At 68.7% G+C, this 16,458-nt stretch carries 18 protein-coding genes; 4 read left to right on the top strand and 14 right to left on the bottom strand.

Annotation, left to right across the window (positions count from 1 at the left end; translation table 11 throughout):
* Window positions 1–10: 10 nt before the first annotated feature.
* From OHA11_RS29410 to OHA11_RS29400, 3 genes are all read right to left on the bottom strand, one after another.
* A complete protein-coding gene (locus OHA11_RS29410; RefSeq protein WP_266501519.1) occupies window positions 11–415 on the bottom strand; it encodes a hypothetical protein in 405 nt (134 codons plus the stop codon).
* A gap of 180 nt (window positions 416–595) precedes the next feature.
* On the bottom strand, window positions 596–1,333 hold the full coding sequence (gene rph / locus OHA11_RS29405; protein ID WP_266501517.1) for a ribonuclease PH: 738 nt from the start codon (window positions 1,331–1,333) through the stop codon (window positions 596–598).
* A gap of 143 nt (window positions 1,334–1,476) precedes the next feature.
* The gene (locus OHA11_RS29400; RefSeq protein ID WP_266501515.1) at window positions 1,477–1,710 is read right to left on the bottom strand and encodes a PTS glucose/sucrose transporter subunit IIB; all 234 of its coding nucleotides are present in this window, start codon (window positions 1,708–1,710) and stop codon (window positions 1,477–1,479) included.
* 412 nt (window positions 1,711–2,122) lie between these two features.
* Between OHA11_RS29400 and OHA11_RS29395 the strand changes: the two genes are divergently transcribed.
* On the top strand, window positions 2,123–3,388 hold the full coding sequence (locus OHA11_RS29395) for a PTS transporter subunit EIIC (protein ID WP_266501513.1): 1,266 nt from the start codon (window positions 2,123–2,125) through the stop codon (window positions 3,386–3,388).
* Window positions 3,389–3,538: 150 nt separating this feature from the next.
* Here the strand turns inward: OHA11_RS29395 and OHA11_RS29390 are convergent, their stop codons facing one another.
* From OHA11_RS29390 to clpS, 8 genes are all read right to left on the bottom strand, one after another.
* Window positions 3,539–4,291 (bottom strand): MBL fold metallo-hydrolase, encoded by a 753-nt coding sequence (locus OHA11_RS29390; protein WP_266501511.1) that lies wholly within the window; start codon window positions 4,289–4,291, stop codon window positions 3,539–3,541.
* Between the two features lie 327 nt (window positions 4,292–4,618).
* Window positions 4,619–5,569 carry a PLP-dependent cysteine synthase family protein gene (locus OHA11_RS29385; RefSeq protein WP_266501509.1) on the bottom strand — a complete coding sequence of 317 codons (951 nt, stop codon included), beginning with the start codon at window positions 5,567–5,569 and terminating at the stop codon, window positions 4,619–4,621.
* A 23-nt stretch (window positions 5,570–5,592) separates the two neighbouring features.
* The gene (locus OHA11_RS29380; protein ID WP_266501507.1) at window positions 5,593–5,871 is read right to left on the bottom strand and encodes a MoaD/ThiS family protein; all 279 of its coding nucleotides are present in this window, start codon (window positions 5,869–5,871) and stop codon (window positions 5,593–5,595) included.
* 107 nt (window positions 5,872–5,978) lie between these two features.
* Window positions 5,979–6,080: a putative leader peptide gene (locus OHA11_RS48415; RefSeq protein ID WP_323186695.1), complete on the bottom strand. Its 102-nt coding sequence runs from the start codon at window positions 6,078–6,080 to the stop codon at window positions 5,979–5,981.
* 147 nt (window positions 6,081–6,227) lie between these two features.
* Window positions 6,228–6,650 carry a M67 family metallopeptidase gene (locus OHA11_RS29375; protein WP_266501504.1) on the bottom strand — a complete coding sequence of 141 codons (423 nt, stop codon included), beginning with the start codon at window positions 6,648–6,650 and terminating at the stop codon, window positions 6,228–6,230.
* Window positions 6,651–6,827: 177 nt separating this feature from the next.
* Complete coding sequence (locus tag OHA11_RS29370) at window positions 6,828–8,279, bottom strand: amino acid permease (RefSeq protein WP_266501501.1); 1,452 nt, start codon at window positions 8,277–8,279, stop codon at window positions 6,828–6,830.
* Between the two features lie 323 nt (window positions 8,280–8,602).
* On the bottom strand, window positions 8,603–9,208 hold the full coding sequence (locus OHA11_RS29365; protein WP_266501498.1) for a DUF2017 domain-containing protein: 606 nt from the start codon (window positions 9,206–9,208) through the stop codon (window positions 8,603–8,605).
* 121 nt (window positions 9,209–9,329) lie between these two features.
* Window positions 9,330–9,647, bottom strand: a complete 318-nt coding sequence (clpS, locus tag OHA11_RS29360) for an ATP-dependent Clp protease adapter ClpS (protein ID WP_055617033.1) — start codon at window positions 9,645–9,647, stop codon at window positions 9,330–9,332.
* Window positions 9,648–9,728: 81 nt separating this feature from the next.
* Between clpS and OHA11_RS29355 the strand changes: the two genes are divergently transcribed.
* Window positions 9,729–11,057, top strand: a complete 1,329-nt coding sequence (locus tag OHA11_RS29355) for a nicotinate phosphoribosyltransferase (protein WP_266501491.1) — start codon at window positions 9,729–9,731, stop codon at window positions 11,055–11,057.
* A gap of 221 nt (window positions 11,058–11,278) precedes the next feature.
* Window positions 11,279–11,863, top strand: coding sequence for a nicotinamidase (locus tag OHA11_RS29350; protein ID WP_266501488.1), 585 nt, complete (start codon window positions 11,279–11,281; stop codon window positions 11,861–11,863).
* Window positions 11,864–11,909: 46 nt separating this feature from the next.
* Here the strand turns inward: OHA11_RS29350 and OHA11_RS29345 are convergent, their stop codons facing one another.
* Window positions 11,910–12,245, bottom strand: coding sequence for a hypothetical protein (locus OHA11_RS29345; protein WP_266501486.1), 336 nt, complete (start codon window positions 12,243–12,245; stop codon window positions 11,910–11,912).
* A gap of 112 nt (window positions 12,246–12,357) precedes the next feature.
* Window positions 12,358–14,733: an immune inhibitor A domain-containing protein gene (locus OHA11_RS29340; RefSeq protein ID WP_266501485.1), complete on the bottom strand. Its 2,376-nt coding sequence runs from the start codon at window positions 14,731–14,733 to the stop codon at window positions 12,358–12,360.
* A gap of 473 nt (window positions 14,734–15,206) precedes the next feature.
* On the opposite strand from OHA11_RS29340, the gene OHA11_RS29335 reads away from it, so the two are divergent.
* The gene (locus OHA11_RS29335) at window positions 15,207–15,527 is read left to right on the top strand and encodes a hypothetical protein (RefSeq protein ID WP_266501484.1); all 321 of its coding nucleotides are present in this window, start codon (window positions 15,207–15,209) and stop codon (window positions 15,525–15,527) included.
* Window positions 15,528–15,748: 221 nt separating this feature from the next.
* On the opposite strand, the gene OHA11_RS29330 is transcribed toward OHA11_RS29335, so the two are convergent.
* Window positions 15,749–16,453, bottom strand: a complete 705-nt coding sequence (locus OHA11_RS29330) for an RDD family protein (protein WP_266501482.1) — start codon at window positions 16,451–16,453, stop codon at window positions 15,749–15,751.
* Between the last annotated feature and the right edge of the window lie 5 nt (window positions 16,454–16,458).

Genomic DNA, 16,458 nt, shown 5'->3' with positions numbered 1-16,458 from the left:
GGCGTTGCCGCTACGGCGTGCAGACCTTCGTGAGTTCGCCCGCCGCGTCCGTGACGGGGCTGATGTTGGGCGTCTCGTCGCCGTTCTTGATGGCGTCGCGGACGTTGGTGACCGCCTTCTGGAGGTCGTCCACCGCCTTGTTGATGTCGGCGTCGTCGGTCTTGTCGCCGATGGTGTCGAGGTTCTTGTCGATGGAGTCGAGCGCCTCGCCGGCCTGCGTCGGGTCGTTCGCCGCGTTCTCCACCGCCTGCTGGAGGTCGGTGACGCTGTCGGCGATGGTGTCGGCGGTCTGGACGCAGTCCAGTGCCTTGTTGACGGCGTCGCAGCCGGTGGTCAGCCCGGCCGTCAGCGCGACGGCCGCCACGACTGAGGCGATGGCGGTGGTACGGCGTACTCGGCGGCGGCTCGCGGCCATGGAACGGTCCTCCCGTTGGTCAGGCCCCCGGAAAAGGGTGAGGGCCCCGTTTCGTAGGCCCCAGGGCCCCCGTGCGGTGCTGGCCGGGCGTACCAGCGGTGTGCCGTACGCCCGTACCCGTAGGGACGCGACGGCCGGTGCCGTGGTTGCCCGCGGCGTCCGGCTGTCTTGGTGTGTCCTTTACCTTTCCAGGACCGTATCAAGTGCCGTGCGCTGGGCGACAGCGAGTTCTCCGCAGCCCAGAACGGCCAGGTCGAGAAGGGAGTTGAGCTCCTCGCGGGCGAACGGCTCGGCCTCGGCGGTGCCCTGGACCTCGACGAAGCGGCCGTCGCCGGTGCAGACGACGTTCATGTCGGTGTCGGCGCGGACGTCCTCCTCGTAGCAGAGGTCGAGGAGGGGGATGCCGCCCACGATGCCGACCGAGACGGCGGACACCGTTCCCGTCAGGGGCTGGCGGCCGGCGCGGATGATCTTCTTGCCCTGGGCCCAGGAGATGGCGTCCGCGAGGGCGACGTACGCGCCGGTGATGGCGGCGGTGCGGGTGCCGCCGTCGGCCTGGAGGACGTCGCAGTCGAGGACGATGGTGTTCTCGCCGAGCGCCTTGTAGTCGATGACGGCGCGCAGGGAGCGGCCGATGAGGCGGCTGATCTCGTGCGTACGGCCGCCGATCTTGCCGCGGACGGATTCGCGGTCGCCGCGGGTGTTGGTGGCACGCGGCAGCATGGAGTATTCGGCGGTGACCCAGCCCTCGCCGCTGCCCTTGCGCCAGCGCGGGACGCCCTCGGTGACGGAGGCGGTGCAGAAGACCTTCGTGTCGCCGAAGGAGACGAGGACGGAGCCCTCGGCGTGCTTGCTCCAGCCGCGTTCGATGGTGATCGGGCGGAGCTGTTCGGGCGTGCGGCCGTCGATTCGAGACATGGCGTCGAGCCTAGTCGTATACGGGTGAGGGGCCGCCCCGGGTAACGGAAGCGGCCCCTCAGGAGTGAGGCTCGGGCCGGACGGTCAGACCTGCGGGCCGTGGACCGGTGTCCGGACCGGAGTCCGGACCGGACTCCGATGATTCACATCAAGTCTTCGATGTCCGCGGCGATCGGGTCCGCGTCGGTGCCGATGACGACCTGGATCGCGGTGCCCATCTTGACGACACCGTGGGCGCCCGCGGCCTTCAGGGCGGCCTCGTCGACCTTGCTCGGGTCGACGACCTCGGTGCGGAGGCGGGTGATGCAGCCCTCGACCTCTTCGATGTTGTCGATGCCACCGAGCCCGGCGACGATCTTCTCAGCCTTGCTGGCCATGTCCTACTCCCTGATCCGAACCGCTTTGTCGCAGTAACCCACAGTTGGCCCATGTTCGCGAGCGATCACGTCACCCGTACCGAATGATGGCGATCACGACAGCGCAACCGTTCGCCGACTGGTCTACACCAGTTTTCAGCGGCCGCCAAGCCCGGCCCCGTTCGGGGGCCGCGGGCGGGCGACGGAGCGACCTGCAGCCGTGGGCGATCATTCCGATCGGCCTGCGCTTCGCCGTCGTCTACTCCGGGGACCGGAAAATTGGCGGGTTCCTTATCTCGCCTTCACCGTGCTACAACAGGTCTACACCAGTGAATGGTGTAGACCACGCGGTCGTCGGCCGCGTTCTTTCGGAGACGCCGCCATCCCGCTCCTTCCCTGTCCCAGGGCGGCGTCTTGCCTACTGGAGGAAGTTGTGTCCACGGCCAGCGCCGCTCCCGCGGCTGCGCAGAAGAAGGGCTCCGGCGCGATGGCTGTCTTGCAGCGCATCGGCCGCAGCCTCATGCTCCCGGTCGCCGTTCTGCCCGCGGCCGCACTCCTGGTGCGGCTGGGCAACACCGACATGCTCGGTCGCGAGTCGTTCCCGGAGTTCATCACCAAGATCGCCGGCTTCATGGCGGCGGGCGGCAACGCGATCCTCGACAACATGGCGCTGCTGTTCGCCGTGGGCATCGCGATCGGCTTCGCGAAGAAGTCGGACGGCTCGACGGCTCTCGCGGCGGTCGTGGGCTATCTGGTCTTCAAGAACGTGCTGGCCACGTTCACCGACAAGAACCTGCCGCAGGTGGCCAAGGCCGTCGACGGCAAGGTCGTCATGGTCGACGCTCCGGTGGACGCCAAGGTCCTCGGCGGCGTGGTCATGGGCCTGGTCGTGGCGCTCCTCTACCAGCGCTTCTACCGCACCAGGCTGCCCGACTGGGCCGGCTTCTTCGGCGGCCGCCGGCTGGTCCCGATCCTCTCCGCCTTCGCGGGTCTGCTCATCGGCATCGTCTTCGGCTACATCTGGCCGGTCCTGGGCACGGGTCTGCACAACTTCGGTGAGTGGCTGGTCGGTTCGGGCGCGGTGGGCGCGGGCATCTTCGGTGTCGCCAACCGTGCGCTGATCCCGATCGGCATGCACCACCTGCTGAACTCCTTCCCGTGGTTCCAGGCGGGCGAGTACGAGGGCAGGAGCGGCGACATCGCCCGCTTCCTGGCCGGTGACCCGAGCGCCGGGCAGTTCATGACCGGCTTCTTCCCGATCATGATGTTCGCGCTCCCCGCCGCCTGCCTCGCGATCGTGCACTGCGCCCGTCCCGAGCGCCGCAAGGTCGTCGGCGGCATGATGTTCTCCCTCGCGCTGACGTCCTTCGTCACGGGCGTCACCGAGCCCATCGAGTTCACGTTCATGTTCATCGCGCCGGTCCTGTACGCGATCCACGCGGTCCTCACCGGTGTCTCCATGGCGCTGACCTGGGCGCTCGGCATGAAGGACGGTTTCGGCTTCTCAGCCGGCGCGGTCGACTTCGGCCTGAACCTCGGCATCGCCACCAACCCGTGGGGGCTGGCCCTGGTCGGCCTCTGCTTCGCGGTGGTCTACTACGCGGTCTTCCGCTTCGCGATCACCAGGTTCAACCTCCCGACCCCGGGCCGCGAGTCCGACGAGGAACTGGCCGAGCTGCAGAAGGCCGAGGCCAAGTAGCGGTTCGCACGAGACCGCGACTCAGCGCTTCAACGCTTCAACGCTTCAGCGGCTCAGACGAAGAGGCCCCCGGAGACCGTTCCGGGGGCTTTCTCGTTCGTACGGACTGTGCACCGCGTATGGGCGGTGAACTGTGAACGCGCAGGGGCTCTAGATCTCGTACGACACCCGCGGCGCCGCCAGTTCCACCGGGCCCGCGAACACCGCGCGGGCGTCCGCCAGGTTCGCCTGGGGGTCCGTCCACGGCGGGATGTGGGTGAGGACCAGGCGGCGGGCCGCGGCGCGGGTCGCGGTCTCGCCGGCCTCGCGGCCGTTGAGGTGGAGGTCCGGGATGTTCTCCTTGCCGTGGGTGAACGCGGCCTCGCAGAGGAACAGGTCGGCGTCCCGGGCGAGTTCGTCGAGCGTGTCGCACACGCCCGTGTCCCCGGAGTACGTGAGCGACCGCCCGCCGTGCTCGACACGGATGCCGTACGCCTCCACGGGGTGGCACACCTTCTCGGTGTGCACCGAGAACGGGCCGATTTCGAAGGAGCCCGGCTTGACCGTGTGGAAGTCGAAGACCTCGCTCATGGAGGAGGCGGAGGGAGTGTCCGCGTACGCGGTGGTGAGGCGCTGCTCCGTGCCCTCGGGTCCGTAGACCGGGATCGGATCGCAGCGGCCGCCGTCATGGCGGTAGTAGCGCGCGACGAAATACGCGCACATGTCGATGCAGTGGTCGGCGTGCAGGTGGCTGAGAAAGATCGCGTCAAGGTCGTAGAGACCGCAGTGGCGCTGCAGCTCGCCAAGGGCACCATTGCCCATGTCGAGAAGCAGCCGGAAGCCGTCGGCCTCGACGAGGTAGCTCGAGCAGGCCGATTCCGCGGACGGGAACGACCCCGAGCAGCCGACGACGGTGAGCTTCATAAAGCAGAAACCTCCGCTGGCGGGGAGTGAAGACGGGGGTCGTGCGGTCCGTCGAGCGTAAGGCGCAAAAGGTCCGGTCGCGCCTCCAGCGAGGGCTGTTGTGGGGGAACTCACCTGCGGTGTCACCGGTTCGGGGGCCATCGGGGTGCACAAGCGTGTGCGGGGTCACGCCGGGGCCGTCGTATCCATGGGATCCATGGATTTCATGGATCCCATGGATTTCATGGATCCCTCTCTGGGGGCTCCGCCCCCAGACCCCCGTATCGCGCGCTGAACGCGCTCCCTCAAACGCCGGACGGGCTGAAGATCAGCCCCTCCGGAGTTGAGCTACGCCCAGAGCTGGCCCTGCAGCGTCTGGATGGCCTCTTCCGTGGTGGCGGCCGTGTAGACGCCGGTGGAGAGGTACTTCCAGCCGCCGTCGGCGACGACGAAGACGATGTCGGCGGGCTCGCCCGACTTCACGGCCTTGTTGCCGACACCGATCGCCGCATGCAGCGCGGCCCCCGTGGAGACCCCCGCGAAGATCCCCTCCTGCTGCAACAGCTCCCGCGTACGCGTCACTGCGTCGGCGGAGCCGACCGAGAAGCGGGTCGTCAGGACGGACGCGTCATAGAGCTCGGGGACGAAACCCTCGTCGAGGTTGCGAAGCCCGTACACCAGGTCGTCGTAGCGCGGCTCGGCCGCGACGATCTTGACGTCGGGCTTGTGCTCGCGCAGGAACCGGCCCACGCCCATCAGCGTGCCCGTGGTGCCGAGCCCGGCCACGAAGTGCGTGACCGAGGGCAGGTCGGCCAGGATCTCCGGGCCCGTCGTCGCGTAGTGCGCGCCCGCGTTGTCGGGGTTGCCGTACTGGTAGAGCATCACCCAGTCGGGGTGCTCGGCGGCCAGCTCCTTCGCCACCCGCACCGCCGTGTTCGAGCCCCCCGCCGCCGGAGACGGGATGATCTCGGCGCCCCACATGGCGAGCAGCTCCCGTCGCTCCTGGGAGGTGTTCTCGGGCATGACGCACACCATGCGGTAGCCCTTGAGCTTGGCCGCCATGGCGAGCGAGATGCCGGTGTTGCCGGAGGTGGGCTCAAGGATGGTGCAGCCGGGCGTCAGGCGGCCGTCCTTCTCCGCCTGCTCGATCATGTGGAGCGCGGGGCGGTCCTTGACCGAGCCGGTCGGGTTGCGGTCCTCCAGCTTCGCCCAGATGCGGACGTCGGCGGACGGCGAGAGCCGCGGCAGGCGCACCAGAGGGGTGTTGCCCACCGCGGCCAGCGGGGAGTCGTAACGCATCAGCGATCAGAGCCCGGTGCCGGTCAGACCATGCCGCCGGCCACGGCCGGCAGGATGGTGACGTTGTCGCCGTCCGTGAGTTTGGTGTTGATGCCGTCGAGGAAGCGGACGTCCTCGTCGTTCAGGTACACGTTCACGAAGCGGCGCAGCTCGCCGCCGTCCACGATGCGGGCCTGGATTCCCGCGTGCCGGGTCTCAAGGTCGGCGAAGAGCGCTGCGAGGGTGTCCCCGCCGCCCTCGACGGCCTTCTGACCGTCGGTGTAGGTGCGGAGGATGGTGGGGATGCGGACCTCGATGGCCATGGCTGTGGGCTCCTGTCGGGAGTGAGTCAGTCGGTGGGCGCGCGGCAGCGCAGAAAGCGGGCACTACATCGTGAGCGCCGCGGCTCACGGCCGTACGGCGGCAGGGGTCAGCGCGTACAGATGGCGCTCTGCAGCCTGCACAGGTCGACGTGCAGCCGCGCCACGAGCAGCATGCCCGGCGTCTTGTCGCTCACGTCAGGGGAAACCATGGGCTCATCGTATCGATTCCCGGTCCGGGTACTGGAATGTGATCTCAGATGGTGGATGAATTCTGACCGAAATGCGGGATCCGGCAGAACGGACCGTAACCCGACCGGCTCGGTCAGCGGGGCGAGGCAAGCTGAGCTGGGGCGAGATCAGTACGCCTGCACGATCGTGACCTCCTCCTCCGTCACCTCGCCCTCCACGATCCGGAACGAGCGGAACTGGAAGGGTCCGGCGGCGTCGGCGTCCGCCGTGGAGATCAGGACGTAGTGCGCGCCGGGCTCGTTCGCGTACGAGATGTCGGTGCGGGACGGGTACGCCTCGGTGGCCGTGTGCGAGTGGTAGATGACGACCGGTTCCTCGTCGTGGTCGTCCAGCTCGCGGTAGAGCTTGAGGAGGTCGCCGGAGTCGAACTCGTAGAACGTGGGCGAGCGCGCGGCGTTGAGCATCGGGATGAACCGCTCGGGGCGGCCGGTGCCCTCCGGGCCGGCGACCACGCCGCACGCCTCGTCGGGGTGGTCCTGGCGCGCGTGCGCGACGATCTGGTCGACGAGGGCCTGGGTGATGGTCAGCATGGTCGTCAGGATAAGCAGGAATCAAATGGGGCCGCGCTGAGCGGGTCAGGCAGGGTGGCGGCGGGAGACGGGCGGGACGCCCCGTACCGAAGGGTGGTACGAGGCGGCCCACATGCTGAGTCGTCGAGCTCGGCACGTCTCACACGCGGTGTGCCGGGCGGCCTTGCGCGAGGTGCGTCAGCCGACCTTCCCGTACGCCGGGTCGCGGCGCTCCGTGACCTCCGGGTTCCGTGATTTCAGTACGGCCCAGCCGATGCCGAGTGCCGCCGCCCAGCCCGCCATCACGTACAGGCAGACGCGGGAGTCGGCGTCGTACGCGATGAGGCCGGTGACGAAGAGCAGGAACGCGACCGCGACCCAGCTGAACTTCGCGCCGCCCGGGGCGGGGAAGGAGGACGCGGGCAGGCGGCCGGCGTCGACCGCGCGGCGGTACAGGATGTGGCTGATCAGGATCATCAGCCAGGTCCAGATGCCGGCCGCGGTGGCCACCGAGACCACGTAGCCGAACGCCTTCTCCGGGACGATGTAGTTCAGGATCACGCCGATGCCCATGAAGAGCACGGAGACGGTGATGCCGAAGGCCGGGGTCCTGGTCGAGGAGAGCTTGTTGAAGATCCTCGGGGCCTCGCCGTTGTCCGCCAGGGTGCGCAGCATGCGGCCGGTGGAGTACATGCCGGAGTTGCAGGAGGACAGGGCCGCCGTCAGGACGACGAAGTTCACGATGCCCGCGCCCGCCGGGATGCCGATCTTCGCGAAGGCCGCCACGAAGGGGCTGACGCCGGGCGCGAACTCGGTCCACTTCACCACGCAGAGGATGACCGTGAGGGCGCCGACGTAGAAGAGGGCGATGCGCCAGGGCAGGGTGTTGATCGCCTTGGGGAGGGTCTTCTCCGGGTTCTCGGACTCGCCGGCGGTGACGCCGACCAGTTCGACGGCCAGGTACGCGAACATCACGCCCTGCAGGGTCATCAGGGACGAGCCGATGCCCTTGGGGAAGAAGCCGTCGAACTGCCAGAGGTTGGCGACCGCGGCCGTGTCACCGGCCGAGCTGAAGCCGAAGGTGAGGACGCCCAGGCCGATCACGATCATGCCGATGAGGGCGGTGACCTTGACCATCGAGAACCAGAACTCGATCTCTCCGAAGAGCTTCACCGAGATCAGGTTGGCCACGAAGAGGACCAGCAGGAACACCAGTGCCGTCACCCATTGCGGGACCGACGGGAACCAGTAGTGGACATAGATCGCAGCGGCGGTGAGTTCCGCCATGCCGGTGACGACCCACATCAGCCAGTACGTCCAGCCGGTGAAGTAGCCGAAGAACGGGCCGAGGAACTCGCGGGAGTACTCCGCGAAGGAGCCCGAGACCGGACGGTAGAGCAGGAGCTCGCCGAGGGCCCGCATGATGAAGAAGATGATGCCGCCCGCGAGGGCGTACATGAGGATGAGGCTGGGGCCGGCCTTGGCGATGTTCGCCCCGGCTCCCAGGAAGAGGCCGACGCCGATGGCGCCGCCGATCGCGATCATCTGGACCTGACGGCTGCCGAGCCCGCGCTCGTACCCCTCTTCGGGGGTGTCGCCGCCCACGGCCTCACTGCCGTCGGCCTGCTTGTCGACCTGCGATGAGGTCACGTCGTGCGCCTTTCTCCATGCCGGTCCGAGCCAGTCGCCTGGCCTCGGATCGGGTTCCGATCCCCCCGGATACGTGGAGCTGTGCCTGGCCGGCGGTCCGCCGGCTCGGTGGCGCACCCGGCCGGACATGGGTGGTGTCCTGTCGGGCGGTCGTGAAGATCTATCACGGCCGCAACGCTGATCACCCGGGGTACGTGTAGCGCACACCACAGGGAGAACCGGACAAAAGTCTGACCGCGCCCCATAGGACGCGGTCACGGTGACGGGATCGTTATTCGGATTTGAGCGTCCGCTGAGCGAACGAGCTGAGCGAACGAAACGTGTCAGGACATCAACGTTTCAACCAACGTCTCCTGAAGGCCGCCGAGCCACAGATACGCCATCACCATCGGCTTGCGCGGGTCCTCGTCCGGCAGCCGGTAGAGGAGGTCGGTGTCCTCCTCGTCGATGACGTCGAGGCGGGAGCCGATGGCCAGGCGCAGGTCGTTGAGGGCGCGCAGCCACTGCTCGGACTCCTCGGCGGACAGCTTGAGGACCGCGCCGCCCTCCCCCACGGCCGAGAGCGTGTCGAGGGAGCGGATCACCGTGAGCGCGTTGTCGCGCTTGGCCGCGCGCAGGTCGTTCTCGGTGAAGCGGCGGAACTCCGCGGAGTACGTGCGCTGCTCCTCGGCCTGCTCGGGCGAGTTGGCCTCGACGCCGGGCCCGCTGTAGGCGTCGGGGAAGAGCCGCTTCAGCACGGGATCGGAGGGCGGTTCGCTCGGGCCCTCCGCGAACAGTTCGGCGAGCGGGTCGTCGGAGGCGTCCTCGCCCGGTCCCGGTCCGATGAGCTCCAGGAGCTGTACGGCGAGGGAGCGGATGATGGAGATCTCGACCTCGTCGAGGGCGACGGCCGCGCCGCCGCCGGGGAGCGGTTCGAAGTGTCCTGGCATCAGGTGCGTCGCTACTTCCAGTACTGCGCGGGCGTCGGGCAACTGCCGGTCGGGCTGTGTCTCACCGGTCTGCTTCCGGTCGGGCCGTGTTTCGCCCGGCTTCTTCCGGTCTGCTTCCGGCCTATTTCCGGTCGTGCTGGAGGGTGGCCCACAGACCGTAGCCGTGCATGGCCTGTACGTCGCGCTCCATCTCCTCACGGGTGCCGCTGGAGACCACGGCCCGGCCCTTGTGGTGGACGTCGAGCATCAGCTTGGTGGCCTTGTCCTTCGGGTAGCCGAAGTACGACTGGAAGACGTAGGTCACGTAGCTCATCAGGTTGACCGGGTCGTTGTGGACGATGGTCACCCAGGGGACGTCGGGCTCGGGTACGGCGAAGACCTCTTCCGCCGACTCGGTTTTTTCGGTCTCTAGGGGTGCGGGAGCCGTCACACGGCCCATGCTGCCACCACTGGTGGGTGCCCGGCCAAACGAACCCCACAAATCGTCAGAGTGACGAGATGAGGAGTACCATCCGTTGCCATGAACACTGCGGACCTAGGGCTGCCGGTTGATGTTCCCTCTACCGCGCTCTTCACGGACCACTACGAGCTGACCATGCTGCAGGCCGCCCTCAAGGGCGGGGCCGCCGACCGGCGCTCGGTCTTCGAGGTCTTCACGCGCCGGCTGCCCGAGGGCCGCCGCTACGGCGTCGTGGCGGGGACCGGACGGGTACTGGACGCGATCGAGAACTTCCGCTTCGACGCGGACGTCCTCGGCTTCCTGCACGAGCGCAGCGTGGTGGACGAGCCGACCCTCAAGTGGCTGGCCTCCTACCGATTCAGCGGCGATGTCTGGGGTTACCCGGAGGGCGAGGTGTACTTCCCCGGGTCGCCGATCCTGCGGGTCGAGGGCTCCTTCGCCCAGTGCGTCCTCCTGGAGACCGTGATCCTCTCCATCCTCAACCACGACTCGGCGATCGCGGCCGCCGCCTCCCGGATGGCCTCGGCCGCCGGGGAGCGCCCGCTGGTCGAGATGGGTGCCCGGCGCACCCACGAGCTGGCGGCGGTGGCGGCGTCCCGGGCGGCGTACGTCGGCGGCTTCGCGACCACCTCCGACCTGGCCGCGGGCTTCCGTTACGGCATTCCGACGGTCGGCACGTCCGCCCACGCCTTCACGCTCCTCCACGACAGCGAGCGGGACGCCTTCCAGGCCCAGGTGGACTCGCTCGGCCGGGGCACGACGCTGCTGGTCGACACGTACGACGTTGCCGAGGCCGTCCGGCTGGCCGTCGAGGTGGCCGGGCCCGAGCTCGGGGCGGTCCGTATCGACTCCGGCGACCTGCTGCTCGTGGCGCACCGGGTGCGCCAGCAGCTGGACGACATGGGCGCCACGAACACCCGGATCATCGTGACCTCGGACCTGGACGAGTACGCGATCGCCTCGCTGGCCGCAGCGCCCGTGGACGCGTACGGCGTGGGTACGCAGCTGGTGACGGGATCCGGCCATCCGACATGTTCGATGGTCTACAAGCTCGTCGCCCGTGCCGAGTCGGCGGACCCGAAGGCTCCGCTGGTTCCGGTGGCGAAGAAGTCGACGGGCGGCAAGACGTCCATCGGCGGCCGCAAATGGGCCGCGCGGCGGCTCGACGCGTACGGGGTCGCCGAGGCCGAGGTGATCGGTGTCGGGGCCGTCCCCGCCGAGCTCAGCGACCGTCAGCTCCTCGTGGAACTCGTCAAGGGCGGGCAAGTGCTCGCCCGCGAGTCCCTCGACGTGGTACGCGACCGGCACGCGGCGGCCCGCGCGAACCTGCCCCTGTCGGCGACCCAGCTCTCCCGCGGGGAAGCCGTCATTCCGACCGAGTACATGTGAGACGCGTGGGACCCGATTCCCGGGGGTGCCCGAGGCACGCCTCCGGCCATCCCGTGCCCGAACGGGCATGAACAGGCGATGAGCGGGAATGGCAACGGCAACGATTGCACCCTCCCGTCAAGCCCTCGAAGTCTCTAGGCTCGGTTCCACGGAGAGCGCGCCCTGAAGGGGCGCGGGGAACTGCGCGTTCAGCCCACTACAACCCGCAGAAGGACACCGACATGCGCCGCGCCTTGATCGTCGTAGACGTGCAGAACGACTTCTGCGAAGGCGGCAGCCTCGCCGTGTCCGGCGGCGCCGACGTCGCCGCCGCGATCACGGAGCTGATCGGGCAGGCGCCCGCCGGTTACCGCCACGTCGTGGCGACCCGCGACCACCACATCGCCCCCGGCGGCCACTTCGCCGACAACCCCGACTACGTCCACTCCTGGCCCGCGCACTGCGTGGCGGGCACCGAGGGCGTCGGCTTCCACCCGAACTTCGCGCCCGTGGTCGCCTCCGGCGCGATCGACGCCGTCTTCGACAAGGGCGCGTACTCGGCGGCGTACAGCGGCTTCGAGGGCATCGACGAGAACGGCGTACCGCTGGGCGACTGGCTGCGCGCCCGCGAGATCACCGAGGTCGACGTGGTGGGCATCGCCACCGACCACTGCGTCCGCGCCACCGCCCTGGACGGGGCCCGTCAGGGCTTCCGTACGCAGGTCCTGCTCGACCTCACGGCCGGTGTGGCCGAGGAGACCACCGAGCGGGCCCTGAAGGAGATGAGGGCGGCAGGCGTGGAGCTGAGCGGCAAGCCGGTCGTGTAGCCCTTCCAGCCCTTCCAAGCCCTTCGTGCCCTTCGTGCCCTTCGGGCTAGAACCCCTGCGGTGTCGCCGTACGCCGCATCAGCGCCCGGATCGGGTGCCAGAGCTCCGCCGCGCAGGCGTCGGCGCCGGGTGCCGTGCGCCATATGAGGCCGTCGGGGTGGTGCAGGACCGCGGTGATCTCGTCCGGGGTCGGGGGCTCCGCGTTGCCGCGCAGGTACACCGCCCGCATGCCCAGGTTGCGCAGCCGCGTCAGAGCGCGGGCACGGTTCTGGGCGTGCACGAGCACGCGTACCGAGCCGCTGCCCGCGGCGGTCGGTCGGGGCAGGTTCAACGCCACCACCACCGTGCCGTTCGGCAGCTTGCAGAAACCTCCTGCGGCCATGCAGTCACACCCCCGTGAGAACTGGTGTCAATAAGAGAGTCACAGCACGCACCTAAACACGATCGGCCGCGACCCGCCAGGGGGTCACGGCCGATCATGGTTTGACCTGCGGTTATGGCTTTTGCTTCGTCGCGGCGGAGACCTTCACCGTGATCGTCGAGCCGTCGCGGGGCTCCTTCACGATCGCGATCTTGGTGTTGGTGTCAGTGATCTTGACACCGGCGGTCGGGTTGCTCTCGTCGTAGTACGTGTTGGTGCGGTCGTTGAAGATCCGGTTGCCCGGGAGCGAGGGGATCTTCGTGGCCACGTCCGCCTTGTGCAGCGTGAGAGCGTCCGTGCGGTAGGAGCTGAACGGCGAGTCGTACGACTGGATGCGGCTGCGCATCAGCGTGCCGTCGGACCACTTCAGCTGCGCCGGGTGCGCGTCGACCGGCAGCAGCAGGCCGGAGCCGGGGTGCTGGCTGACGTTGTTGTCGTTCCGGGAGGTGTCCCACTTCCAGATCAGCAGGCCGTTCTGGTAGGGGAAGTGCTCCACCCACGACGGGCGCGTGGTCGAGAAGCCGAAGTTGTACGGGCCGACCTTGAGGGTCTTGTCGTACGACACGTACTGGCGGTTCTCGGCGATGTAGTACTGCGCGTAGTCGTCCGTGACGGCCGCGCCGATGCGGGAGAAGCCGGTGGCCTTCCAGGCGGCGTCGGCGGTCTCGGCGTTGTCCGAGAAGACCGGCGAACCGTCGGCCGTCACCGTGATCACGTCGGCCGCGAAGCCCTTCTGGGCCACCCCGCCGTCGGTCTGGTAGCGGAAGCGAAGGTCGAACTTCTTGCCCGCGTAGGCGTCGAGCGGGAACGAGAGCTTCTTGTACGCGTCCACGGTGCCGGTCAGCGCGGGCTTGCCGCTGCCGTCGCGCGGGATGGCCGCGCCGTCGACCGTGCCGTCCAGCGGCGTCCAGTTGGCGCCGTCGGTCGAGACCTCGGTGTAGAGGTAGTCGAAGTCGGCCTCGATGTCGTACCAGCCGTCGAGGGTCAGCGTGGCCGCCGACTTGCCGGTGAGGTCCACGGAACGGGTCAGCGTGTTCTTGAGGTCGTCACCGCTGCCGCTCCACCACTGGGTGGCGCCCTCCGCCGGGGTGACCACCGGGTTGGTGACCTCCTTCTCCGGCAGCTCGACCACCAGCGCCTGCGCGTTCTTGGTGTTGTACTCGGCCACGCCCAGCTTGTGGGTGGAGCCCGTCGCGGCCTTGGCCGTGTCGTACTTCAGCCAGCCGAGCTGGAGCTTGTCCCAGGCGGTCATGTCGCCGGGCAGGTCACCGATGGCGTTCTTGCCGGTGCCGAGCCAGGAGCCGGAGGACATCAGGGTCCAGTAACCGGTGGAGTTCTCAGCGGTGTTGGTGGTGTCGTAGTGGTCCGGCAGACCGAGGTCGTGGCCGTACTCGTGGGCGAAGACACCGAGTCCGCCGTTCTCCGGCTGGATGGTGTAGTCGCCGACCCAGATGCCGGTGTCGCCGATCGGCGCACCGCCCATCTTGTTGCCCGTGGGGCCGGTGGCGCCGGCGTCCGTGCCGAACGCGTACCAGCGGTGGGCCCAGATGGCGTCCTCGCCCTGGGCGCCGCCGCCCGCGGACTCGTCCTCGCCGGCGTGCACGATCTGGAAGTGGTCGATGTAGCCGTCGGGCTCGTTGAAGATGCCGTCGGCGTCGAAGTCGTAGCGGTCCCACTTGTCGTAGGCGGCCAGCTCGGCCTTGATGTCGGCGTCGGACTTGCCGGCCGCCTTCTGGGCCTCGACCCAGGCGGTGACACCGTCGGCGACGGCGTTCCACGCGCAGGTGTCGGGCTCGCACTTGTTGGAGCCGTAACGGGCCTCGTTGTAGGGCACCTTGACCCAGTCGGAGACCGCGCCGCCGATGGAGTAGCGGCCCGAGGACTGCTTCTCGTAGTACTTCTTCATCGACTCGACACCCTTGCCGGTGCCGAAGTAGAGCTCTTCGAAGTGCTTCTTGTTGTAGTCCGCCTGCCAGGCCGTGCTGTTGTCCTGGGCGGGGTCCGGCTCGGCTATCTGGTTGTGCAGCGGGCCGGGCGTGCCGCCGTAGCGGGGGTCCGTCTTGTCGCCGAACTCCACGAGGACCGTGAAGATCTGGTCGGTCTTCTCCCGGCCGAGCTCGACGTACTTGCCGTCCTGGAGCTTGACGACCTGCGAGCCGCCGCGGTTCCTGACCGTGGCGTCGCCGGATATGACCTGCTTGAGCGCCTCTTCGCGCTGGGCTTCCTGACGTTCGGTCAGCGGGCCCTTCAGGTCGTGCTCCCGCTCGGTGTTGTTCTCGGCGCGTGCCGGATCCTGCCGGTTCGCGGCCGGATCCTGGCGGCCCGCGGCCGCGGCCGCCTGGTCGCCGGCGGCGGCCTGCGCCACCGCGAAGGTCGAGAAGGTGGCAGCGGCCGCGGCGAGCGCCACACCTACTGCGGCTGCTCTGAACGTCCATGGTCTGCTGGTCACTTGATGCAGTCCTCCCCCGCGCCCGGGCGCGCGGAATGGAGGGGTATCCAGGTCATGGAGTCCGCGCGCGCTCTATGCGCGTCACAAGTGACGACATTCGACCGGAGTTGAAGGAGAAAAGACAGATCTTGACTTGCACAGGTCAAGTGATATATACACCGGCGGTCGTGCGCCGCGCACGGGCATCCGTCCGCTCACGACCGAACGGTGCAGCGCTCAACAGGCGCGTTCGAACGTCCACTTGATGGACGTCATGACTCCGTGCGCCCCCTGTGCACCGGCACCGTGGGTTAGGTCACGCTTACCGCTCGTTCCGCCAGGGCAGACAGCCGATTAGAGTCGGTTGGCGGCTCGCCGGATTTCCGGTGGTTTGCCAACCCGACACCGTTGTCGAACCCCTGATTCTTATCCGCACCCCTCCCCCATCGCGAGAGGCACGGGGGGAGACCCCCACCCCGAGGATCGGAATAGCCATGCCTCGTCCGACCGCCGCACAGCTCGTCTACGGTTCCTGCACCGTGATCTTCTCGACCCTTGCCATGCTGCTGCTGTCACAGACGAGTTCGGGCCTGGGAGTCGTGGTGATCTCGCTCTCCGCCCTCGTGCTCGGCCTCCTCGTGGCCGTGACGGTTCCCGTACCGAAGCCGGCCGCGCCGACGGCGTCCGTCGCCCCGCCCCGGCCTGCCGCCGCTACGGAGAAGCGTGTCGCGGCACAGACGGAACAGCGTGTTCCGGCACAGCGCGAGACGGTCGCGGCCGCCAGCGCGCCCGAGCCGGTACGCGAGCGCGCCTGAGCCGGTACGCGAGCGCGCCTGAGCCCGACTCCGAAGCCCCGGGACTCCGGCACCAGTACGCGAAACGGCGGGCCCGCTGACCACGGACCCGCCGTTCGCTTGCACCGCCTGCCACTTGGGCCTCCGGCCGCCTGCCGCGTGCGCCGCCGCCCGCGGCTTGCGGCTTGCGCTTCCGGCCGCTCGCGCCGCCCGTCGCCCGCGTCACCGTACGACCTGCCGGCTCAGCCCGTGCTGACCACCACCGTCTTGGCCGCCTTGTCGTGCAGGCCCTGCTTGAACGGCTTGTCGAAGTAGCTCCAGCCGCCCGCGATCGCGGTCCAGACGCACGCGCAGCAGAACGCGAACGGCAGCCACAGGACCAGCGCGCGGACCAGCGAGGTCTGCACGGAGGGCGTAGCGCCGTTGTCGAGGTTCGCCACCCGCAGATGCAGCCACTTCTTGCCGAGGGTCTGCCCCGCCCTGACGGTCATGACGGTGTCGTAGCTGACGAAGAGCACGGCGGCGATCAGTGACTGTCCGAAGGACCTGCCGTAGTTGATCTTGTCCGAGTCCACGTCGTACTCGTTGACGTTGAAGGCCCACGTCACCAGCCACACCACGATGATGACGAGGATCATGTCGATGATCCGCGCCAGCGTGCGCTTGCCGCTGTCGGCGAGCGGAGGCATCCCGGCGAGCGGGTCGTCGCCGTACGGACCGCCGCCAGAGAGGTCACCGCCACCGCTGCCGTACGGGTCACCGCCACCGTAGGGCGGGGGCGGTGTCGCGCCGTACGGGGAACCGGTGCCCGGCGGGGGCTGGTTGCCGTAGGTGGGATCGAACGGCGGGCCCTCGCCGGGTGGTGGCGGCTCCCCGGACGGGCTCTCCTCCGGCGGCTTCTTCTTGAACGGATCGTCATCCGGAGGGGGCGGCGGCTCGGTCGTCATAACCC

Source organism: Streptomyces sp. NBC_00878 (genome assembly GCF_026341515.1).
In the GTDB taxonomy this organism is placed as follows: domain Bacteria; phylum Actinomycetota; class Actinomycetes; order Streptomycetales; family Streptomycetaceae; genus Streptomyces.
This window is presented reverse-complemented; position numbering and strand designations above follow the sequence as displayed.